We start from the raw sequence: 22,228 nt of genomic DNA, 5'->3' as shown, positions 1-22,228 counted from the left end.
AGCCTAAGCCGTCGCCTACTATGTTCTTAGTCGCTTCACCCCCCTGGCCTGCCGCCGCGGCAGCCGCGCTGTTGGCTCGCTGGAAACATGGCTCCTGACGAAGCACTGATCATGGAAATGCCGGTGAAAATGGCCCAGGGATTCGCTCGGGAGTTCTCTCAGGATCAGGCTCAGGAATTCGATGTGTTCCTGACGCCCGTGGCGCGCCCCGAGCTGGGCGAGATCCGCATCGACGAAGACCTGTTCGCGGTCGGCCGCAGCGAGTTGCCGTTCGCCGCCTACCCGGAAGACCTGGCCGCGCCGCTGTCGCGCCGCCATGCGCGCATCTTTGCCGAGCATGGCGCGGTCTACGTGGCGGACCTCGGCAGCAAGAACGGCACGCGCGTGAACGGCGCGGCGGTGGCGCGCCTGCCGGCGCAGCTCAGCGATGGCGATGAGGTGGCCTTCGGGCCGGCGCTGTCGTTCCGGGTGCGGCTGTCGCCGCGCGCGCCGCAGCCCGAGCCGCCGCGGGTGGCGCTGACGCTGGTGCCGGAACGCAATGACGTCGGGCTGCAGCCGCTGCATGTGGATCAGTTCCCCTACCTGATCAGCAAAGCTGACGATGCCTTCGCGCGCTATCGCGACAGCTATCCGCACCAGGTCAACTACCTGTCGCGGCGCCACGCGCATGTGTATCTCAAGGCCGGCGTGCCTTTCGTGGAAGACCTGGGCAGCACCAACGGCACCTTCGTCAACGGCAAGCGCCTGGCGGACCACGGCGTGCCGCTGGACGACGGCGACCTGATCGCCTTTGGCGGCAATCACTTTTTCTACAAGGCGCAGGTCCAGCGCACCGGCGACGGCGAGGTCACGGCGACGCATTCGATGCTGCAGCCCGTCTCTGCGCCGGACGCGCCGCCCGCATCCCCGGCGGCACCCGCGCGCGACGAGGACGACCGCACCACCTTTGTCGGCGCGCCCGATTCCTTTCTCGACATCTTCTGCGTCGACTACGCGGCGCATCAGGATGACGAGATCAACACCGAGGCCGAGGCCCTTGCCGCCGCGGCCACGGCGGCGCACGAAGGCGCGCAGGCGCGCCGCAAACGCGGCCGCGCCGCGCTGCTGCTGGCGGAAGGGGCCCGGATGTTCGGCCTGGACGATCCGGCGCGCACGCGGCGCGCGGCGCGATGGGGAGGCGCCTTGCTGCTGCTCGCGGTACTGGCGGGCGCGGTGGTCTACTGGCGTGGCGCGCCGGAGCGCGAGGTGCAGGCACGGTTCGCCGCCGGCGACCACGCGGGTGCGGCGCAGGCCGCCGACAGCTACCTGGCGCGCCATCCCGACAATACCCAGGTCCAGGGCATCGGCACCGAGGCATTGCTGCAGGCTTATGTGCCCGACTTCGCCGTCAGGCTGAAGTCGGGCGATGTCACCGGTGCGGATGCCGTGCTGGCACAGATGCGCAAGCTGAGCACGCACAATGCCGATGCGCGGCCGCTGGTGGCCGAGCTCGACTGGATCGGCAGGCTCGAACGCTTCACCGCGCAGCGCGGCGCCGACGCGCCGGTCCGCCTCTATACCGACGAGGCGCCGATCCGGCACCTGCTGGCGTACTGGAACGACGACACCACCGCGCACCAGCGCGCGCTCGGGCGCATCGCGGGCGAGGTGCCGGCCTTCCGTGACCTCTATGCCGATGCGCTCAGCGAAGTGCGCCGGCTGCAGAACGACGCCTCGGTCTACCTGGCGGCGGTCGACCGGCTCAATGCCACCATCACTGCCGAACTGGGCCGGGACCGCCCGGAGGCCTTGCCGCCGGTGATTGCCGAGTATCGCGAGAAGTATCCGCGCCTGGCCGGGCTGGACCGCGTGCAGTCGGACCTGGACCGCTACACCGCGCTGATGCAGGCGCTGCGCGCGCGCCGGCCCGGGCCGCTGGTGGCGCGGCTGGCCGACAGCCGCTTTGACACGCCGCCGTTCCAGGCACAGTTCGCCAGCCTGGCGGCGCGCCTGCCGCCGCCGGAGATGGCAAGCCAGTATGCAAGTGTGGCCAAGGCATGGCAGCAGGGAGACAGCACCACGGCAATCGCAGGCCTCAGGCAGATCCGCGGCGGCCCGTGGGCCGACGACCTGGCGCGCGACCTGGCGCACAAGCAGAAGGTGGTTTCGCAGTACGCGGAGCTGCAGTCCGCGCGCGGCACCAAGGGCTACGAAGACCGGCTGCTGGGCTTCTACGCCATGCTCGATGCCGATGAGGACCGCTATTTCGCCAAGGCCGTCGAGGCCGACGTCAACGGCGTGCGCGACAGCGCCCTGCGGCGCGCGCGCGAACTGATGGCAAGCGCCGTCGCGGCCTGGAAGCAATACCGCAGCAACGGCGTGATCGGCGGCGAGCTGCGGCTCGAGGCCGGCATCTCGGCCAAGTTCCGCGCGCAGGCACGGCTGCTGTCGCAAGCGCAGGACGATGCGCGCCAGGGCATGCGCATCTTCACGCAATTGCGCGCGGGGGAAAGCGCCGATCTGGCGCAGCTGGCCAAGGTCGAGGAAGACATCCGCGCCGAGGCCGACCAGCAGCGGCATGCACTGCGTGAACTGCGCACCGTGCTCGATCCGGCTGTGCTCAAGACCAAGCTGGAACTGATCGGCGGCGAGGACACCGGCAAGGCGCCTGAAACAGCCGCACCAGCCGCACCAGCCGCACCAGCCGCGGCGCCTCAACAAGCGGGGCAGTCATGAAGGACGATGCACGCCAGGGCGGCCTCAAGCCGCTTTCGGAGGCGCTGGAAGACCACGGCGCCGAAGGCATCGGCCTGCTCAGCGCCGAGCCGTCGCGGCTGGGCCTGCTGACCATCGTCACCACCTTCGCGCTGGTGATATGCGGGCTGGTATGGTCGTTCGTCGGGCATGCCGATGTCATTGTCACGGCGCAGGGCACGCTGGCGCCGGAATCCGAGGTGCGGCGCTTCTATGCCCCGGTGGACGGCGAGCTCGCCGACCTCTACGTGGCCGAAGGGCAGCCCGTGTCCAAGGACGACGTGCTGGCGCGCCTGAATGCGCGCGGGGCGATCGAGGCCGCGGCCAATGCGCTGGAGGCGCAGCTCAAGCTGGAAGACTCTGAGCGCGAGTGGAAGCAGTTCCCCGACAAGAAGGCGCTGATGGAACGCCGCGCTGCGGCGCTCAAGCAGCAGATCGATGTGGCCACGCGCCAGCACGAGACCCGCATCGCCGAAGGCACCACGCGGCTCGCCGAGCAACAGCGCGCCCAGTTGCAGGAAGCGCGCAGCAACCTCGAGAACGCCCGCCGCGCGCGCGAGTTCGCGCGCCAGGAGCAGGACCGCTATGCGCGCCTGCTGGCACTGCCCGGCGGTGGCGGGGTGTCGCAGTCGCAGGTCGACGCCAAGCGTGCCGCGGCGCAGGACGCCGAGAACAACCTGCGCGTGGCGCAGTCGCGGCTGTCCGAACTGGACGCGCGCCTGGGCCGCGAGCTCACCCAGGCCAGTTCCGAGCTTGAAAGCAGTGGCCAGGACCTGGCCGGGTTGCGCGTGCAGTACGACGCGGCCCTGCGCGAGATCGCCAACACCGAGGACAAGCTGCGCCTGCAGGTGCAGACGGCGCGACTGGTGGCGGACGCGGCGGCGCGCATCCGCTTCGAGAATATCGACAAGGACAACTTCCTGCTGATCCTGGCGCCGGTGTCGGGCGTGATCACCGATGTCACCTCGACCCAGCGCGGCGACAAGGTCCAGGCCAATACGCCGCTGGGCGGCATTGCCCCCAAGGATGCGCGCCCGGTGGTGAAGATCGTGATTGCCGAGCGCGACCGCGCCTTCCTGCGCGAGGGCCTGCCGGTCAAGCTCAAGTTCAGCGCCTTCCCGTACCAGCGCTACGGGATCATCGACGGCACGCTCGAGTTCATCTCGCCCGCCACCAAGCCGGGCGGGCCTGACAAACAGCCGGTCTACGAGGGCCGCGTGCGCCTGGCACGCGACTACTACGCCGTGGCCGACAGCAAGTATCCGTTGCGCTACGGCATGACCGCCACGGCGGAGATCGTGGTGCGCGAACGCCGCCTGATCGACCTGGGGCTGGACCCCTTCCGCGAGGTAGCCGGCTAGCGCAGCAGGGAAGACTGGAACCGCATGTCTGGACAGCCTGGCTGCGTAACCGCGCCGGGCGTCAAAGGAGCCGAGAAAATGACTGGCATTGTGCGTATCGACGACGAGGTGCTTGGCGTCGAGGAATTCGTGCGCATGCTCAAGCTGACCGGGCAGTTCGAAGGGCTGGTCGAGCAGATGGTGCGCGACAAGCTGACCGTGCACGCGGCAAAGCGGCAGGGCCTGGTGGTCACGCCCGAGGAGATCCAGGAGCGCGCCGACCAGTTCCGCCGCGTGCAGGGCCTGCACCGCGCCGCCGACATGAATCATTACCTGGACGCGCTGAACGTCAGCCTGGACGAGTTCGAAGCCTTTATCACCGACAGCCTGTACCAGGAGCGGATGATGGAGCAGGTATGCAGCGAGGCCGCGGTGCAGGAGTATTTTGCGCTCAACTCGCCGCGCTTCGACAGCATCGAGGTCAGCCATATCGTGGTCGACAGCGAAGGCAAGGCCAAGGAACTGATCTCGTATCTGCAGGACGATCCCGAGGCCTTTGCCGAGATGGCGCGCGAGCATTCCATCGCCGACACGCGCGAGCGCGGCGGCGAGATCGGCAAGGTGCTGCGCGGCTCGCTCAAGACCGATATCGAGGCCAAGGTCTTCAACGCCGAGCCCGGTGACCTGCTGGGGCCGTTCCCGGCCGCCGACCGCTCGTTCTTCGAAGTCTTCCTGGTGCGCGACAAGCACCCGGCCGCGCTCGACAGCGACGTGGCGGTGGAAGTGCGCCGCCTGCTGCGCGAGGACTGGCTGATGGCCAGGGCGCAGGAACATGTCATCGAAGCCCGCTAGCGAGTCCGGCGGGGCCGGCGAGGGCGCCGCCGCGGCTGCCGCACAGAAGCCGGAGGCAGGCCAGGCGCTGGCCGCCTTCCTGGCTTCGGTGGAGATCCTGTCGGTGCTGACGCCGGAGGAGCTGGCGCGCCTGGCCGACGCGGCACAGGTGCTGACGTTTGGCTTTGGCGATACCGTCTGCAATGCCGGCGAAGCGGCACCGGGCCTGTTTATCGTCAAGTCCGGCTCGGTGCGCGTGTTCAACGAGGAGCACGGCAAGGAAATCAGCATGGGCGTGCGCAAGACCGGCGAGGTCTTTGCCGATATCGCGCTGCTGCGCGACTACCGGCATGAGTCGTCGGTGCGCGCCTCGGGCAAGACCGAGCTGCTGATGATCCCGCGCAGCGTGAGCGAGCCCGTGGTGGCGGGCAATCCCGCCGCACTGGCCTTTATCACCAGCTATGTCGCGATCAGCTCGGCCGGCGGCTTTGTTGCGCGGCTCTTTGATTTGCGCGGCAAGCTTGACAAGCAGGAGCTGGAAGACGCGGTGCGCAGTGTCGGCGTCAAGCGGGTGGCGGCCGGCAGGGAGATCCTGAAGCAGGACGGGCGCGAGGACCGGCGCCTGTACGTGGTGCGCCAGGGCACCGTGCGCATCGCGCGCAGCGAGGAAGGCAGCGAGTTCCCGCTGGCCACGCTGGGGCAGGGCGATATCTTCGGCGAGCGCGCCTGCGTGATGCGCCAGGAGCAACTGGCCTCGGCCATTGCCGAAACCGACGTGCGCCTGCTGGTGATTCCCGAGAAGACCGTGCAGTTGATCCTGGAGCGCAACCCGCGCCTGCGCGAGGTGCTGGAAGAGCGCATCCGCGTGCTGGACCGCGAACTGCATCGGCAGAAGAAGCTGGCCGAACGGCGCAAGCGCCCGGTGCTGCTGGACCTGCAATCCAGGCCGGAACTGGGCGAGAAGCTGATCCGCCGCTTTGCGCTGGTGGAGCAGGCCGAGGAAATGGATTGCGGCGCCGCCTGCCTGGCGATGATCTGCCGGCACTACAGCATCCCGATGACGCTGGGCAAGCTGCGCGAGCTGGCCAATGTGACCACCCAGGGCGCCACGCTCGACAGCCTGGCGCGCGCGGGCGAATCGCTTGGCTTCACCACGCGCGGGGTGCAGTGCACGCGCGATTCATTGATGGGTTTCGAGCTGCCCTTCATCGTGCACTGGGAGGGCTACCACTACGTGGTGGTGTACGGCATCTCATCGCGCTGGGTGTGGGTGGCCGATCCGGCCATCGGCTTCCGCAAGATGAGCGCGGAGGAGTTCGAGCGCGGCTGGAGCGGGACCTGCCTGCTGTTCACGGCGGGCGAGAGCCTGGCCCAGCTGTCGGTGTCGCGCTCGCCGTGGCTGCGCTTTATCGGCTATCTCGCCCCGTACAAGAAGATCCTGGCGCACCTGTTCCTGGCCACCTTCGTGATCCAGATGCTGGGGGTGGTGCCGCCGCTGATCATCCAGAACATCCTGGACGGCGTGGTGGTGCACCAGAACGTGGGGCTGCTGCACTTGCTGATCGTGGGGCTGATCATCTCCAACGTATTCTCGCAGCTGATGGCGACGATCCGCGCGTACCTGGCCAACTTCATGGTGCGCAACATGGATTTCGCCATGATGTCGCATTTCTTCAAGCACACGCTGTCGCTGCCGCTGTCGTTCTTTGCCAAGCGCAAGACGGGGGACATCTTCGCGCGCTTCCAGGAGAACCAGACCATCCGCGCCTTCCTGACCGAGTCGACGGTGACCACGGCGCTGAACCTGCTGATGGTGTTTATCTACTTCACCATCATGTTTCTCTACAACGTCAAGCTGACGCTGCTGCTGATCGCCTTCGTCATTCCGATCGCCGCATTGACGGTAGTGGTGACGCCCAGGGTCAAGACTTATGCGCGCGAAGTCTTCGCTGCCTCGACCGATGCCAAGGCCTACCTGATGGAGACGCTGGGCGGCGCCGAGACCGTCAAGGGCATGGGCATCGAACGCCCGGTGCGGCTGCGCTGGGAGCGCAAGTACACCAAGGCACTGGAGGCGCAGTACAAGGCGCAGGCCTTCCATATCCTGGTCGGGCTGGCAAGCCAGCTGCTCAATGCCGCGACCACCATCGCGGTGCTGTGGGTGGGCGCGACGCTGGTGCTGGAGCGCGAGCTGACCATCGGCCAGCTCATTGCCTTCAATGCCTTCATGGGCAGCGTGCTGGCGCCGCTGATGGGGCTGGTGGCGTTGTGGGGCCAGCTCAACGACGCCGGCGTGGCGATGGAGCGCCTGGGCGACGTGCTCGACCTGGAGCCGGAGCAGAAGCCGCAGGACGTGCTGTCGCGCGTGATGCTGCCCGACCTGCAAGGCGAGATCGTGATGAAGGACCTGTACTTCCGCTACGGCGGCGAAGACACGCCCTACGTGCTGGAGAACATCAGCTTCGCCATCCGCCCGGGCGAGATGGTGGCCATCGTCGGGCGCAGCGGCTCGGGCAAGACCACGCTGGCCAAGCTGCTGGTGGGCTTCTACAAGCCCACCGAGGGCACCATGACGGTGGACGGCTACGACCTGAACGTGATCGACGCGGCCTTCTACCGCGCGCAGGTGGGCTACGTGATGCAGTCCAACCTGCTGTTCTCGGGCACCATCGCCGAGAACATCGCCTGCGGCGACGACAGCCCGGACCGGCGCCGCATCGAGGAGGTGGCGCGCATGGCCGACGCCCATCCCTTTATCAGCAAGCTGCCGCTGGGCTACGAGCAGGTGGTGGGCGAGCGCGGCATCGGGCTCTCGGGCGGGCAGATCCAGCGCCTGTGCATCGCCCGCGCGCTGTACCACGACCCGCGCCTGCTGGTGTTCGACGAGGCCACCTCGGCGCTCGACACGCAGTCAGAGAGCAACATCCTGGCCAATATGCAGGAGATCCTGCGCGGGCGCACCGCGGTCATCATCGCGCACCGGCTCAGCACCATCATGCAGGCCGACAAGATCCTGGTGCTGTATGAGGGCGCCATCGTCGAGCAGGGCCGGCATGAAGAGCTGATCGAGCGCAAGGGCATGTATTTCCAACTGGTGCAGAAGCAACTGAGCGCGGCATGAAGCTATATAACCAGGGTGCCACCCCCGCCTCGGTCACCTCGCCGGTGTCGTTCGCCGGCCTGATCGAGAAGATCGAGATCCTGCGCTCCACGCTGCGCTGGTCGTCGCGGCTTGACCGGCCGGAGATCGAGAAGCTGCTCAAGCAGGCCACCACGCTGCGCGACGAAGTGATGGGCCTGTCGCACAAGGAGCGCTTCGTGCAGGCGGCGTCGGCCGAGGCCGCGCCGCCGCAGCCGGAAGTCGAGCGCATGCCGCGCGAGCGCCGGCAGGCGCTGATGGAGCGCAGCTTTGTCTTCGAAGGGACCTTTGGCGACAATCCCAAGCTGCTGGAAGCGCTGGAGATTGCCGAGAAGGCGGCGCCGACCGACCTGCCGGTGCTGATCGACGGCGAGAGCGGCACCGGCAAGGAACTGATGGCCAAGGTGATCCATGCCAATGGCTCGCGCACGGACAAGCCGTTCATCTCGGTCAACTGCGGCGCCATTCCCGACAGCCTGCTCGAATCCGAACTGTTCGGCCACAAGAAAGGCGCCTTCACCGGCGCCAGCAACGACCGGCGCGGCAAGTTCGAGAGCGCGCATACCGGCACCATCTTCCTGGACGAGATCGGCGAGCTGCCACTGACCGGGCAGGTCAAGCTGCTGCGCGTGCTGGAGGCGCACGAGATCCAGCGCGTGGGCTCGGATGAAATCATCTCGGTCGATACGCGCATCGTCGCGGCGACCAACAAGGACCTGCGCCGGATGAGCCAGGCCGGCACCTTCCGCGAGGACCTGTTCTACCGCCTCAGCGTGATCCACGTCAGCCTGCCGTCACTGCGTGAGCGGCGCGACGAGATCCCGCTGCTGGTGGCGTACTTCAGCGACGAGGCCGCGGGCATGCTCAAGCGCGCGCCGGTCAGGCTGACGCCGCGGCTGCGCGACTTCCTGCTGCACTACGATTACCCGGGCAACATCCGCGAGCTGCGCAACCTGCTGTACCGGCTGAGCTGCCTGGCCGGCGACACTGCTGACCTGGCCCACCTGCCGCAAGACATCCGGCCGAAGCCCGCCGCGCTGGCAGTGGTGGGCGCGGGCACTGCAGCGGTGGACATCACCATGGCGACGTCACTGAGCGAGGCCAAGCGCGCCGCCAGCGACGAGGCCGAGCGCGCGTTTCTCGAGCGGGGCTTGCAGGAAGTGGGCGGCACCGTCGCCGAACTGGCGCGGCGCTTCGACATGAACCGCTCGCACCTGCAGATGCTGCTGAAGAAGCACGGCATCCACTCGAAGGACTTCCGCGCCAGCCGGCAGGCCGAAGGCGGCAAGGGGTAGGGCGCCGGCGCTTCAGACGTCCAGTTCCGGGTTGACCAGGGTCTTGTCCGAGCCGTAGGAGTCGGCCGCGCGGAGCACCACGACCGACACGTTGTCGCGCCCGCCCGCGTCGAGCGCCATCTGCACCAGTGTCTGCGCGGCCTGCGCAACGTCCTGCTGCGCCAGCACCGCTGCGATATCGCTATCGTCGACCTCGTTGCTCAGGCCGTCGCTGCACAGCAGATAGACGTCGCCGTCGGCCACGTCGGTGAGCAACTGCTCCGGCGCCAGCGTCGGGGCCGCGCCGACGGCGCGCGTGATGGTGTTCTGCGCGGGATGGTGGCGCGCCTGCTCCGGGGTGATCAGCCCGCGCGCCAGCAGGCGCTCGACCTGGTTGTGGTCGCGCGTGAGTCGGGCCAGCTGGCCGCCGCGCAGCCGGTACAGGCGGCTGTCCCCGGCCCACAGGCAGGCGCAGCGGCGGTCTCCGGCCAACAGCACCACCACGGTACTGCCGATGCAGCGCACGCCCAGGCGCGCGGCTTCGTCGACCAGCGCCAGGTTCACGCCCTGCAGCGCCGCGCGGGTGGCCTCGACACGGTCTTCCAGCCGGGCCTGCGGCGGCAGCGCGGCCAGCGCCTGGACCACGGCCTGGCTGGCGAAGTCCCCGACGGCATGGCCGCCCATGCCGTCGGCCACCGCCCACAGGTCCTGGCCGGGCAGGTCCAGGCAAGCGTCCTCGTTGCGCTCGCGCACACGCCCGACGTCCGTGCACGCCGCCGAGGTCCACTGGAAATGCGAGTCGAAACCCAATCTTGCCTCCGGTCCGCGTAAGCTCCGGACGAGCCGGGGCGTTGCCACGGCGGCACTGGCGATCAGATCCGCATCAGATCAGCCGGCCGTCGTTCCTTGCACTCTGGTCGCCACGCACATTGATATTGGCGTTTGGCGCGTTGTTGCGGATATCGATGTTCTGGAACTGGTTGTTCATCTGATCAGCATAGAAGTTGTTGGTGATCTCGTAAAAGTTGATCACCGACCCGAGCGGCAGCGGGGACGACGGCACGAACGGCCGGATCCACCCGAACACCCATTGTCCGCCGGCGCCGCGCACGTGGGCCATGGCGGCGGGAGCAAGGTCGCGGCAGCAGGTGAGGTCGTTGATCGCAAGGGTGGCCATGTTCGGTCTCCGGTGAAAGCGGGGGCGGTACCGGGATTGAGCAAGGCGCGTGCCACACCGCGTGCCGGGCAAGCCGATGTCTCGAATGCAAGGCGTGGCGAGGTTTTCCGGGTGAGGCGGGGACGATGCGCGGCCCGGCGGCAGGCCGGCCGCGTTGGCGGCGCCCCGACACACTGGCAAGCCGGTGTCGGGCAATACCCACCATGGTGTCTCCACTGCGAGAGCCCGCGCTTCCGGCCGCCGCTGCTCCGCGGCATGTCACGGATGGGGGTTGCCTGCCAACAGATCGGCCGTCGCGCCGTTGGCCGGCAACCGACAGTTGATCCCCGCCAAAACCCTCGGATTACACCCGGAACCATTGTGCCGCCGTGGCTCGCTGGCTTTGGCATGGTTGATGCGGTTGGCCTGGCATGAGGCAGCAATGCCTGCAACCACCCGACACACCGAGACCAGCCATGAACATCCGGAACCAACAAGAACGCGAAACCGGCAGCGATGAGCATTTTGCCGACCCGCTGCCGCTCGGCGCGCACCTGGTCACCGAACGCCACGGCTACGCCCACCATGGCATCTATATCGGCGCCGGCCGCGTGATCCACTACGCCGGCTTCGCCCGTGCCCTGCAAGCCGCCCCGGTCGAAGAAGCCAGCATTGAGGCCTTTGCCGCCGGCTTCGGCGTCGCCGTCAAGCCGGAACCCTGCGCGCGCTTTACCGGCCGGCAAGCCGTCGAACGCGCCCGCTCCCGCCTGGGCGAGAACGCCTACCACCTGCTGACCAACAACTGCGAGCACTTCTGCTCATGGTGCCTGTCCGGCGAAAGCCGCAGCGAACAGGTGGAAACCTGCCTGCGCCACCCGCGCGCCGCGCTGCAAACCGTCTGGCTGCTGCTGGCCGCGGTGCTGCAGGCGGAACTGGGCGGCCTGAACCTGAGCGCGCGCCTCGCCTGAGCGCGCGACCGCAACCGAATCAAGGAGCCTGCCATGTCCGGACTGATCGACTGGGAACTGCGCTGCAACCTGCGCGGACAAGCCTGCCACCGCAGCTGTACCACTGCCGCCAGTTGCGCCCGCGGCCGCCACCGCCCGGCGCGCCGGGCCCTGCGCCACGCCGGCCAGCCGGCGCGCCGGGCGTCATCCGGGCGCGCCACGGGGCGAAGCCGGCGGGACTGATCCGCTACCGCCGCCGGGCAGGTCGGGTGCGGATTTTGATATACTTCCGCCCGTCTCCAGGATCACCGCGCCCGCGGCCCCCGATTCTGGCAGTCCTGTCCCTCGCCGTAGTTCAATGGATAGAACGAGCGCCTCCTAAGCGCTAGATACAGGTTCGATTCCTGTCGGCGGGACCAGCCCCACTTTCCCCGCACCACTTCATTTCACCGCAAAGCACCGCAGCATAAGGCTTTGCGGGCGATTCCCGGTCCCCCGGCTACCCTAAGAATCCCACCGTTTACGGTATATTTCTCGCTGCCGTTACGCCGGATTTACGCCTGTGGCGGGCGCCCCCTTGACTCGCAAGTCGGGCGTTTCCCGTCCAGCAGGCCGCCTTGCGCAGCGGGGGGGCGAACGATCAATGCTTGCTGTGCGCATGGTGCTTGCCATGCCGGGTGTGCAACTCGGCCCTGTCCCGCGCGCGCGCGCGCCCCTTGTCGCGGTCTGCCGTATCCGGGCCATTGCTGTTACGCAGTCCCTGGCTGCTGATGTGGCTGTCCGAGCGGCCGCCGAAATCGCCCCTGGCTCCGCCCACGCCGCCTCCACCGCCACGCTGAGCAAACACCGACATCGAGCCTGTTGCCAGCATGGCGACCGCGATCAGGGAAAGTATGCGGGTCTTGCTCATGGGATCCTCCTTTATTCAATCTGTGTTGACATCCTCAGGTGCCCGTTTGGCGCTGCCAGGCTGGAGCATAGGGCGCTTTGTGCCCTGAGCACTGTAATAACTTGTAATCCGCCGAGGCCGTTGCCTGTCCATTGCGCGTTGTAGGAGGAATCCACGTTGTGGAAGACCCCATGTCCTACATCCGTCCGCCAATCCAATACATATGCTGAAAAAGAGGAAGAAGGTTGAATAGGAGAGCCTTATGAAGCCCATCCTTGCGCTGCTTGCCGCTTCCATTGCATTGCTCAGCGGCTGCGTTGTGGCGCCCTATGGAGGCGAGCATCGGGGCGGTGGCGGTTACTACGGCCGAGATGGCCGCGGGGACCACGACCGGGACCACGGCGATCGCGGCTGGGGCGACCACCGGGACTACGGTGGCGACAGAGACCGGTGGCAGGGCGGGCAGCGATACTAGGCCCTCAATCACATGGGCGTATGGAGATCGAGATGCGGAAGATCAAGATGTTTGCCAGCCTGGCGCTAGCGGCGTGCACTGTCATTTCGATTGCCGCCCATGCCCAGGGCAGGGGTCCTGATGGCGATGATCGCGGAAGGCCTTCCATGGGTCACGATCAGGGTCAGGATCGCGATAACCAGCACGGCTACAACGGCCACGGCCGGGACGGTGACCACGGCCGGCAGGGTGACAGAGGCTGGGACGGTGACCGGGGCAGGGGGCAGATGGACGGCGGGTACGGCCCCGATCGTCGCGCTGACCGCCCGGGCCCTGGCCACTGGCAAAAGGGTGAAAGGATCCCGCCGGAATACCGTCACCGTCAGTACGTGATCGATGACTGGCGCGCCTATCGGCTATCGCCGCCGCCGCGCGGATACCAGTGGGTGGGGATTGGCGGGGAATACTTCCTGGTCGCCGTCCCGACCGGCGTAGTCTTCCAGGTGGTCATCGGGCGCTAGGGAACGGTACAAAGGAAAAGCCCCGCCGGCACGAGGCCTGGCGGGGCAGCGACGGATCGACACTTCGCAGTGTCGCCCCGGGCGCCAGTTGCGGTCAGTTGTAGGTGTACACGGCGGTCTTGTTGCTGTTGTTCAGCATCCGATAGCCAAACAGCACGGCGCGTACCGACGACGACGTCATGGCCGGGACCGGGGCCTCGACCACGAGTGAAGTCACGCCCTTGGGAGCCTGCTTGGACGTGCTGTAGCTGCCGATCGCGTCAACCGTTACTGCAACACTGCCAATCTGCTCGGCGGCAATGTTCTGGATCCAGTCAGTCTTGGTCGACGTCTGCGCGCCGGCAAGGCTGCCATTCGGATCCAGGAATGCCAGCGTTGCGCTGCCCGGCGTATTCCACGGCAAGTTCACTGCCTGGGTGGCGACGATCATGTCGCTCAGCAGGGTCTTGTGGTACGTGTAGGTCGGCGTGGTCTTGCTGCCGTAGAACAGCTCGATCTGGTAGCGCTGGCCCTTGGCGGGGAACGTCGTATCGAGATTGTCCGAAGTCTGCGCCCAGGACGGTCCGCCCGCATTGTTGGCAAAGGTGGTGGCGGCGGTGCCGGTCAGGCCGGCGGTACGGCCAATCCAGAAGTTCGGGCAGTTGTAGCTCTGCGCGCCCCCGTTGGAGCCGCCGCAACGCGTCGTGTTGGTCACCGACCCGACCTTGTTGCTGACATCCATGTAGTTCTGGCCGACTTCCGCATTGACCGGAGCGATATAGACCAGCCCTGCCTTGGGCAGCATCGGCCCGGTCACGCGGGCATAGGTCAGGGTGCCATCGGCGGTGACGCTGCCCGGCCCCTTTGCGTTCACCTGGAACTGGATGCCAGTCTGGAACCGGCTGAATACCTGGGTATTGGCCGGGTTGATCTGCTCCACCCGCCGCACCAGGGGCCGCACGGTGACGTCAACCGGCTGCTGGTTGCCAACCAGCCACCACGTGCTCGGGTGCGCCTGCGTGGAACCGCTGGCAATATTGCGCGCGACGGTGATCAGGTTGCCGGGGTTGCCTGCCGCATCCAGGTACTTGATGTTCAGCACGGCTTCGTCTTTGCCCGACGTGGTGCTGCTTGCGCCGTAGAAGGCCATCACCTCAGGGACGCTGAACTGCGCGCCGGTCATCGTATCGCTGGTGAGCGTGTTGTACAGATACTGGCCTGCCTCGAAGCCGTTGTGCAGGAATTCCACGCCTGCCGCGTTATTGCTGGCTGCCGCGATATTCTGGCACGCGGGCGCCGCGGAGGTCACGGTCGGTCCGCCCTGGGCCGCCGGCACGCTGGTGTCGGTCGCCAGCACGCGCTGGGACGTCGGCAAGGCAAAGCAGGCGGTCAGCGACTTGGCGACCAGCTGCGCGGCCTTGGGCAGGTCGGACAGGCCGGCGTCAGGAGCTGGCAGCGCCGTGCCGCTGTTGTCCGCGCCGGCCAGGAGGATGGGCGTCGGGTTGTCGACCGTGGCGATCGCCGGCTTGCCGGTCGTCGGATCGGTGGTCACCTTGACGATGTCCAGGAGCTGGTCCGCCGTATTGCCAGCGCTGGAGGGTGTTGCCGCGGCAATGGCGGTGCTGAACGGGTCGTAGTCTGCCGGGGCGCTGATCGACTTCAGCACGTTTGCAAGCTGCGCCAGGACGTTGGTGGTCACCTTCTTCAACGCGGCGGTGTCGACGGTCTTGCTGTTGACCACGGACAGCGCGTTACCGTCCGAGGCAAGCTGGGCAACGATGGCGGTGGTCAGCGGCGTGGCGTTGACCGTCAGCGCGGCGCCCGCGGCAGGGGTGGTCGTGGCTATGCTCACCAGAGGAGCGCTGTTGCCGGTCGGATCGGTCACCACGACAAAGAAGGGAGCGGTCTCTGCGCTCTTGAGCGTGCACGTGTAGGTGCCCAGGGCAGTCGTCGTGATCGACGCTTCCTCGCAAGGCGAGTTGCCGCTGCTGTTGGTGATGGTGACGTTGGCATTGGCAAGAGCCGCGCCGGTTGCGGCGGTGCCGCTCATCACGGTCTTTGCGGCCGGTGCCGTGGTCGTCTGAGGCGGGGCCGTGCTGCTGCCGTCTCCGCCGCCGCAACCGGCAAGCGTTACCAGTGCGGCGCTGGCCATGGCCAGCGCAAGTTTCGAGCGATGACTCTTCATAAGGTACTTCCTCCCGTTCTTTTATGGGTGATATTGCGCGGGAGGGCCACGAATGGCGGAATGCGGTTCTCTTTCAGGCGATGACGACCGCTGACCTCCGCCCACGCCGGGGGAACTGTACGTTTTCACTTGTTCGAGCGAATACCACACGAAGGAAGGGCGTCAGATTTCATCCCACTCACCAGTTTGGGGGATGCAATCTGGCCTGACAACTGGCAGAAGAGAAGCACTGGCGCTGCCTGAGCCGGTTGCCGCTGCGCAAGCTCAAGTGCCGGTACGCTCGGCGATCAGCACTTCCGCCGGGATCTTCAGTTCGCGAGTGAGCCGCCGGATCATGGCGAGACTCAACGCACGCTTGCCGTTCAGCACTTCATAGACCCGGTTCAGGTTTCCCAGGTAGGGCTGCATGTCGCGCGGCGCCAGGCCTTCCTGCTCCATGCGAAACCGGATGGCGGCCAGGGGGTCGGGCAAGTCCAGCGGGAAGTGCCCGGCTTCATAGTGCTCCACCAGCATGGCAAGGATTTCCAGCTTGTCGCCGTCAGGCGTATCGGGAGCAGGGCCGGCGTCGACCAGGGCGGAGACCGCGGCCAGCGCTTCCTTGTAGTCGGCTTCGGTGTGCAGGGGACGGATATCCATGGTGATCACTCCGTTTCCACGGTGGCGGCATCAAGACTGGTGAATATGATCCACCGGCGAGCATACCCATTATCAGTGCGCGCTGGTCTTCGAAAACAGCTGGATGACGGCCACGCCGCCAATAATCAGACCAATCCCAACGCACGCCGCCAGATCCGGCACCTGCCGATACAGCACCACGGCGATCAGCGACACCAGCACGATCCCCGCTCCGCTCCAGATCGCATACGCGATGCCGACCGGCACGGTGCGCATCACCAGCATCAGCAGGTAGAAGGCGGCGACATAGCCGGCGACCACCAGCACGCTGGGCACCAGCCGGGTAAAGCCCTGCGAGGCTTTCAGGCTGCTGGTGGCGATGACTTCGGCGACGATGGCGAGGGCGAGGAGCAGGTATCCGTTCATGGGAGACAGAAAGCGGGGGCGGGCCGAAACGGGCCGAAGCCGGCATCTTAGCGCCCGCGCGTGTTGCGCCAAAGCCGCGTCCCTCCCTTGCGGTGGTTGTGCAAAGCGGCGATGGGGGATTGAATGTGGCTATAAAGAGGAAAAGAAGCGGGCGCATGCCGGCCCGCAGTGCAAGACAGTCATACAGGTAGTCGCGGTCGTTCGCCCGACCAGGCCGGCACGGACCCGACGATGCCGGCGGCGGGCATGGGGTAAGGGGAGCGGTATGCATCACACTGGCACTGACGACACCGTTGTCTCGACGTCATCCGCGTCCGGGGACGCGGACTTCGCGCCGGACACGAATCCATGGCAGGACACCATTGCAGCGGCGGACACCGCGCTGGAAGAGGCCGCGCGCATCCAGCGCGGTGTGCAGCACAACCTGAAGCTGATGCATGAAGTGCGCTCGCTGCGCGAGGAGCTGCGCAAGGCGCACGCGGAGACCGACCGGTATCGGGGCATGCACGCCCGGGTGGTGGTGGGAATGCGCCAGCTGGAAGATGAGCACGCCAGCGCCATGAGCCAGCTGCATGCCGAGAACGAGATGCTGCTGGTGCGGCATCGGGTCTATCGGCTGATGGCCGAGCACTACGCGCGCGTGGCGCTGCGGCTGGACCCGGACACTTTCGCCGCGCACCGGGACCGCGTGCTCCAGCACATCCTGTTCCAGCGCCGCAAGGGTGTGCCGCCGGAAGAGATTGGCCTGTCGGATCTGGCTTTCCTGTTGCTGTAGCGCGCTGCTCCCGGGCGGCAATCAGGCCGCGCGCGGGCGCAGCACGTGGAAGGCCAGCATTCCGCCCGCCACGCCCCAGAACGCCGAGCCCACGCCGCCCAGCGTCATGCCGGAGGCCGTGATCATGAAGGTCAGCAGCGCCGCTTCGCGCTCGGCCGGGGTTTGCATGGCCACGGTCAGGCCGTTGGCGATCGAGCCCATCAGCGCGAACGCGGTCACGCCCACCACCAGTGCCTGCGGAAAGGCGGCGAACAGCGCGGCGATGCTGGCGGCCAGCGTGCCCGCGGCCAGGTAGCCAATGCCGCAGACCACGGCCGCGGTATAGCGGCGGTTGCGGTCGGGATCGGCCTGCGGGCCGGTGCAGATGGCGGCAGTGATCGCCGCCAGGTTGATGCCGTGCGAGCCGAACGGCGCCAGCACAGCCGAGGCCAGCCCGGTGATCGAGATCAGGCGCGAGGCCGGCACGTGGTAGCCATCGGCCTGCAGCACGGCCAGCCCTGGGATGTTCTGCGAGGCCAGCGCCACGATGAACAGCGGGATCGCCATGCTGACGAAGGCCTGCATCGAGAATGCCGGCGTGGTCCACACCGGCGCCGCCAGCTCCAGCCGCACGCCCGAGAAATCGAGCTGGCCGAGCACCGCGGCCACCACCACCCCCGCCAGCAGCACGCCCGGCACCGCATAGGCCGGCCACAGCCGCCGCCCGAGCAGGTAGGCGCCGAACATGGCCGGCAGCAGCACGGTCTGGTGCTGCGCCTGCACGAACACATCCACGCTGATGCGGAACAGGATGCCGGCCAGCAGCGCCGAGGCGATGCTGGCCGGCAGGGCGCGCATCAGCTTGTCGAACCAGCCGGTCATGCCGGCGGCCGTCATCAGCAGCGAGGCCAGCAGGAAGGCGCCGATGGCTTCGGCGTAGGGCACGCCGGGCAGGCTGGCGATCAGCAGCGCCGCGCCGGGCGTGGACCACGCCACCACGACCGGCACGCGCAGCGCCAGCGACAGGCCGATGGTGGTGATCCCCATCCCCATCGACAGCGCCCAGATCCAGGACGAGATCTGCGCATCGCTCAGGTGGGCGGCGTGACCGGCCTGGATCATCAGCACCAGCGAACTGGTGTAGCCGGTGAGCGTGGCGACCAGCCCGGCGACAAGCGCGGACACGGACAGGTCGGACAATTTCAGCGAGGCGGTGGTCATGGGGCGGCGGCAAGCGCATTGGCACGGCCGACATCTTCGCATGAGTGCCTTGGCCGTACCAATTTGCGCCGGCCGGGTCCCGCCATGGGGGATGACGGGACTTTCCCTTACGGACTTGTCCGACTGGAGCGGGCGAGGGGGCGTTGTTATGCTGGCTTGGTGCCTTGCGAGCAGGGCACCGAGGAGAGACTCTTGGGCCCGCAGTGCGCGGGCCCTTCTTTTTGGGGGCCGGCCTTGGCCCCGCCCCGGTCGTCTACAATGCGGGCTGCCGTGCCCCGCCAGCCCCGGCTGCGGGGCCGTCCCTCCTTTCTCTCGTCGTCTCGTCTTTCTCCCATGGCCCTGTTTTCCATTACCGACGCCCAGCTTGCCTTCGGGCACGTGGCCCTGCTCGATCACACCGACTTTTCGCTGGAGGCCGGCGAGCGCGTGGGCCTGATCGGGCGCAACGGCTCGGGCAAGTCCTCGCTGCTGAAGATCGTGGCCGGGCTGTCGGCGCCGGACGACGGGCTGATCGCGCGCCAGAGCGGGGTGACCAGCGCCTACGTGCCGCAGGAACCGCAGTTCGAGCCGGGCATCACCGTCTTCGATGCAGTTTCCCAGGGCATGGGCGACGCGCACGACCTGCTGGTGCGCTACGAGGCCGCCGCCGACCGCGTGGCCGAGAAACACGACGACGAAGCCGCGCTGGCCGAACTGCACCGGCTGCAGTCCGAACTCGACGCCGCCGGCGCCTGGCAGTTGCGCACCCGCGTGGAAACCACGCTGGCGCGGCTGGGGCTGGATTCGCACACGCGCGTCGACGCACTGTCCGGCGGCCTGCAGAAACGCGTGGCGCTGGCGCAGGCGCTGGTGGCCGAGCCCGACATCCTGTTGCTGGACGAGCCGACCAACCACCTCGACGTGGAAGCGATCCGCTGGCTGGAAGACCTGTTGCTGGGCTTCCGCGGCAGCGTGCTGCTGATCACCCACGACCGCGCCTTCCTGGACCGGGTGGCCACGCGCATCATCGAACTGGACCGCGGCCGGCTGGTGTCCTTCCCCGGCAACTTCGCCGCCTATCAGGCGCGCAAGGAAGAGATGCTGGCCGCCGAGCAGGTCGAGCAGGCCAAGTTCGACAAGCTGCTGGCGCAGGAAGAGGTGTGGATCCGCAAGGGCGTGGAGGCGCGCCGCACGCGCAGCGTGTCGCGCATCCAGCGGCTGGTGGCGATGCGCAACGAGCGCGCCGCACGCCGTGAAGTGCAGGGCAACGTCAGGCTGGAAGTATCGCAGGCCGACCGCTCCGGCAAGATCGTGGCCGAGCTGACCGATGTCAGCAAGGCCTATGGCGACAAGGTGGTGGTGCGCGACTTCACCGCCACCATCATGCGCGGCGACAAGGTCGGCCTGATCGGCCCCAACGGCGCCGGCAAGACCACGCTGCTGCGGCTGATCCTGGGCGAACTGGCCCCGGACGGCGGCACCGTGCGCAATGGCAGCAACCTTCAGGTGGCGTACTTCGACCAGATGCGCACCGCGCTGGACCTGGAGAAGTCGCTCGCCGACACCATCAGCCCGGGCAGCGACTGGGTCGAGGTCAATGGCCAGCGCAAGCATGTGATGAGTTACCTGGGCGACTTCCTGTTCGCGCCGGAGCGCGCGCGTTCGCCGGTCAAGTCGCTGTCGGGCGGCGAGCGCAACCGGCTGCTGCTGGCGCGCCTGTTCGCGCGCCCGGCCAATGTGCTGGTGCTGGACGAGCCGACCAACGACCTCGATATCGACACGCTGGAACTGCTGGAAGAGTTGTTGCAGGACTACGGCGGCACCGTGTTCCTGGTGTCGCACGACCGCGCCTTCCTGGACAACGTGGTGACCTCGACCCTGGCCGCCGAGGGCGACGGCGTGTGGCGCGAGTCGGTGGGCGGGTATTCCGACTGGGTCGAGCAGTCGGCCCGCAGCGCGGCGCTGCAGGCGGCGCGCAAGCCGGAACAGAAGGCCGCGGAGCCGGCCCGCGGCAAGGACTCGCGCGAGGCGCGCGGCGCCAACCGGACCGTCAAGCTGTCGTACAAGGAGCAGCGCGAGCTGGATGGCCTGCCGGAGCGCATTGCGTCGCTGGAAACCGAGCAGAAGACGATCTCGGCGCAGCTGGCGGATGGGTCGCTCTATGTCAGCGATGCGGCCGGGGCCGCGCTGCTGGCCACGCGGCACGACGAGATCGAGATGGAGCTGCTGGAGGCGCTGGAGCGCTGGGAAGTGCTGGAAGCGAAGTCGAAGGGCGAGGGCGCCTGAGGGTCGGCCGGGGCTCGCCTTACCCGCACCACGCCAGCACCATATTGGTCAGATCGACCATAAACGACGGCCGCAGGTAGCCCACGAACCCAAGCGCCAGCAGCCCGGCCAGCACTGCCAGCCCGGCTGCCTTCGCCACGCGGACGCGGGCTGCCGTCATCATGCCGCGGCCGGCTGCGCGCGCACCAGCGCCTGCTCGCGGATCGGCAGGTTCACCAGCGCGGCCAATATGCCCAGCGCGATCGAGATCAGCCACACCGTGCTGTAGCCGCCGGTGCGGTCATAGAGGTAGCCGCCCAGCCAGGCGCCCAGGAAGCTGCCGATCTGGTGCGAAAAGAACACCACGCCCGACAGCATCGACAGATACTTGACGCCGAACACCTGGGCGATGATGCCGTTGGTCAGCGGCACGGTCGACAGCCACAGGAATCCCATCAGCGCGGCGAACACCCAGGTGCTGGCCACCGTCAGCGGCAGCAGCAGGTAGCCGGCGATCACCACCGAGCGCGTCAGGTAGATGGCGGACAGCAGGTAGCGCTTGGGCAGGCGCTGGCCCAGCGCCCCAGCGGTATAGGTGCCGAACACATTGAACAGCCCGATCAGCGCCAGCGCCACGACGGCGACCTTCGGGTCGGTCAGGCCCTGGTCCTTCAGGTACGGTGCCAGGTGCACGCCGATAAAGACCACCTGGAAGCCGCACACGAAGTAACCCAGCGTCAGCAACTGGAAGTTGCGGTTGCCGAAGGCTTCATGGATGGCCTGGCCGATGGTCTGGTGGTGGCCGCCGGTGTGGGCCGCCTCGCGCGGCTCGCGCAGCGTCAGTGTCAGCGGCAGCATTACGCAGGCCATCAACGCCATCACGTAGAGCGCGTTCTGCCAGCCCAGGCCGGAGATCAGGCCCTGTTCCACCGGGATCATCAGGAACTGGCCGAACGAGCCCGCCGCGGCGGCGATGCCCATGGCCCAGACCCGCTTTTCCGGGCTGGCCACGCGGCCGATCACGCCGTAGACGATGCTGTAGGTGGTGCCGGACTGGGCGATGCCGATCATCACACCCGCGCCGGTGGCAAAAGCGGTGCCGCTCGTGGCCAGCGCCATTACCACCAGCCCGGCCACGTACAGCGCCACGCCGATCAGCATGATGCGCAGCGCGCCGAACTTGTCGGCCAGCGCCCCGGCGAACGGCTGGCTGGCGCCCCACATCAGGTTCTGCAGCGCCAGCGCGAAGGCGAAGGTCTCGCGGTTCCAGCCGTGGGCCTGGGTGATCGGCAGGTTGAACAGGCCGAAGCCGTGCCGGATGCCCATGGAAAGTGTGACGAGCAGTCCACCGCACACGAGGACGGTGGTCAGGGAGAGTTGTCGGTTCTGCATGTCTTGGCTCGGTGTGCGGCAGTCCCACCGGGTAGGGCGGCGCCGACAGGGATTGTGTGTGCTTGTTGTTGTTGTTGTTGTTGTTGTCCGTGCCGGGACGGCAATCAGGCTTGCCGGGGCCGGGTGGT

The 22,228-nt window shown here is 67.5% G+C and carries 18 protein-coding genes and 1 tRNA gene; 10 read left to right on the top strand and 9 right to left on the bottom strand.

The genetic code is table 11. The features are described from left to right. Positions 1-87 precede the first annotated feature (87 nt). From ACREYQ_RS11520 to ACREYQ_RS11500, 5 genes are all read left to right on the top strand, one after another. Positions 88-2,715: an FHA domain-containing protein gene (locus ACREYQ_RS11520; RefSeq protein WP_432257732.1), complete on the top strand. Its 2,628-nt coding sequence runs from the start codon at positions 88-90 to the stop codon at positions 2,713-2,715. Further along, positions 2,712-4,094, top strand: a complete 1,383-nt coding sequence (locus ACREYQ_RS11515) for an HlyD family efflux transporter periplasmic adaptor subunit (RefSeq protein ID WP_432257731.1) — start codon at positions 2,712-2,714, stop codon at positions 4,092-4,094. The genes ACREYQ_RS11520 and ACREYQ_RS11515 overlap by 4 nt, the downstream gene beginning before the upstream one ends. A 78-nt stretch (positions 4,095-4,172) precedes the next feature. Next, complete coding sequence (locus ACREYQ_RS11510) at positions 4,173-4,925, top strand: peptidylprolyl isomerase (protein WP_432257730.1); 753 nt, start codon at positions 4,173-4,175, stop codon at positions 4,923-4,925. Beyond that, positions 4,906-8,025 (top strand): peptidase domain-containing ABC transporter, encoded by a 3,120-nt coding sequence (locus ACREYQ_RS11505; RefSeq protein WP_432257729.1) that lies wholly within the window; start codon positions 4,906-4,908, stop codon positions 8,023-8,025. Before ACREYQ_RS11510 ends, ACREYQ_RS11505 begins: the two co-directional genes overlap by 20 nt. Then, entirely contained in the window at positions 8,022-9,338 is a 1,317-nt protein-coding gene (locus tag ACREYQ_RS11500) for a sigma-54 interaction domain-containing protein (protein WP_432257728.1), read from the top strand. The genes ACREYQ_RS11505 and ACREYQ_RS11500 overlap by 4 nt, the downstream gene beginning before the upstream one ends. 12 nt (positions 9,339-9,350) lie before the next feature. Here ACREYQ_RS11500 and ACREYQ_RS11495 read toward each other — a convergent pair whose 3' ends face one another. Together ACREYQ_RS11495 and ACREYQ_RS11490 are read right to left on the bottom strand one after the other, a co-directional pair. Next, complete coding sequence (locus tag ACREYQ_RS11495) at positions 9,351-10,127, bottom strand: PP2C family protein-serine/threonine phosphatase (protein WP_432257727.1); 777 nt, start codon at positions 10,125-10,127, stop codon at positions 9,351-9,353. 73 nt (positions 10,128-10,200) lie between these two features. Then, positions 10,201-10,494, bottom strand: coding sequence for a hypothetical protein (locus ACREYQ_RS11490; RefSeq protein ID WP_432257726.1), 294 nt, complete (start codon positions 10,492-10,494; stop codon positions 10,201-10,203). 455 nt (positions 10,495-10,949) lie between these two features. Here ACREYQ_RS11490 and ACREYQ_RS11485 point away from each other — a divergent pair, with 455 nt between their 5' ends. Next, a complete protein-coding gene (locus tag ACREYQ_RS11485; RefSeq protein ID WP_432257725.1) occupies positions 10,950-11,441 on the top strand; it encodes a lecithin retinol acyltransferase family protein in 492 nt (163 codons plus the stop codon). Positions 11,442-11,764: 323 nt separating this feature from the next. Beyond that, positions 11,765-11,839 (top strand) — tRNA-Arg (locus tag ACREYQ_RS11480). 221 nt (positions 11,840-12,060) lie between these two features. Here the strand turns inward: ACREYQ_RS11480 and ACREYQ_RS11475 are convergent. Further along, on the bottom strand, positions 12,061-12,330 hold the full coding sequence (locus ACREYQ_RS11475; RefSeq protein WP_432257724.1) for a hypothetical protein: 270 nt from the start codon (positions 12,328-12,330) through the stop codon (positions 12,061-12,063). A 486-nt stretch (positions 12,331-12,816) separates the two neighbouring features. Between ACREYQ_RS11475 and ACREYQ_RS11470 the strand changes: the two genes are divergently transcribed. Next, positions 12,817-13,284 carry an RcnB family protein gene (locus ACREYQ_RS11470; protein ID WP_432257723.1) on the top strand — a complete coding sequence of 156 codons (468 nt, stop codon included), beginning with the start codon at positions 12,817-12,819 and terminating at the stop codon, positions 13,282-13,284. A 94-nt stretch (positions 13,285-13,378) separates the two neighbouring features. Here the strand turns inward: ACREYQ_RS11470 and ACREYQ_RS11465 are convergent, their stop codons facing one another. From ACREYQ_RS11465 to ACREYQ_RS11455, 3 genes are all read right to left on the bottom strand, one after another. Next, positions 13,379-15,448, bottom strand: coding sequence for a hypothetical protein (locus ACREYQ_RS11465; protein WP_432257722.1), 2,070 nt, complete (start codon positions 15,446-15,448; stop codon positions 13,379-13,381). A gap of 264 nt (positions 15,449-15,712) precedes the next feature. Continuing rightward, entirely contained in the window at positions 15,713-16,084 is a 372-nt protein-coding gene (locus ACREYQ_RS11460) for a helix-turn-helix domain-containing protein (protein WP_432257721.1), read from the bottom strand. Positions 16,085-16,156: 72 nt separating this feature from the next. Further along, the gene (locus ACREYQ_RS11455) at positions 16,157-16,489 is read right to left on the bottom strand and encodes a DMT family transporter (protein ID WP_432257720.1); all 333 of its coding nucleotides are present in this window, start codon (positions 16,487-16,489) and stop codon (positions 16,157-16,159) included. A gap of 265 nt (positions 16,490-16,754) precedes the next feature. Here ACREYQ_RS11455 and ACREYQ_RS11450 point away from each other — a divergent pair, with 265 nt between their 5' ends. Then, the gene (locus ACREYQ_RS11450) at positions 16,755-17,264 is read left to right on the top strand and encodes a hypothetical protein (protein ID WP_432257719.1); all 510 of its coding nucleotides are present in this window, start codon (positions 16,755-16,757) and stop codon (positions 17,262-17,264) included. 21 nt (positions 17,265-17,285) lie between these two features. Here ACREYQ_RS11450 and ACREYQ_RS11445 read toward each other — a convergent pair whose 3' ends face one another. Further along, on the bottom strand, positions 17,286-18,464 hold the full coding sequence (locus ACREYQ_RS11445; protein ID WP_432257718.1) for a benzoate/H(+) symporter BenE family transporter: 1,179 nt from the start codon (positions 18,462-18,464) through the stop codon (positions 17,286-17,288). 333 nt (positions 18,465-18,797) lie between these two features. On the opposite strand from ACREYQ_RS11445, the gene ACREYQ_RS11440 reads away from it, so the two are divergent. Beyond that, the gene (locus tag ACREYQ_RS11440) at positions 18,798-20,729 is read left to right on the top strand and encodes an ATP-binding cassette domain-containing protein (protein ID WP_432257717.1); all 1,932 of its coding nucleotides are present in this window, start codon (positions 18,798-18,800) and stop codon (positions 20,727-20,729) included. A 19-nt stretch (positions 20,730-20,748) separates the two neighbouring features. On the opposite strand, the gene ACREYQ_RS11435 is transcribed toward ACREYQ_RS11440, so the two are convergent. Both ACREYQ_RS11435 and ACREYQ_RS11430 read right to left on the bottom strand, forming a co-directional pair. Further along, positions 20,749-20,892 carry a hypothetical protein gene (locus ACREYQ_RS11435; protein WP_432260448.1) on the bottom strand — a complete coding sequence of 48 codons (144 nt, stop codon included), beginning with the start codon at positions 20,890-20,892 and terminating at the stop codon, positions 20,749-20,751. Further along, positions 20,889-22,100, bottom strand: a complete 1,212-nt coding sequence (locus ACREYQ_RS11430; RefSeq protein WP_432257716.1) for an MFS transporter — start codon at positions 22,098-22,100, stop codon at positions 20,889-20,891. The genes ACREYQ_RS11435 and ACREYQ_RS11430 overlap by 4 nt, the downstream gene beginning before the upstream one ends. Positions 22,101-22,228 lie beyond the last annotated feature (128 nt).

This window comes from Cupriavidus sp. TMH.W2, assembly GCF_050847365.1.
In the GTDB taxonomy this organism is placed as follows: domain Bacteria; phylum Pseudomonadota; class Gammaproteobacteria; order Burkholderiales; family Burkholderiaceae; genus Cupriavidus.
Note: the sequence above shows the minus strand (reverse complement) of the source record. Positions and strands in the feature narration are given on the sequence as shown.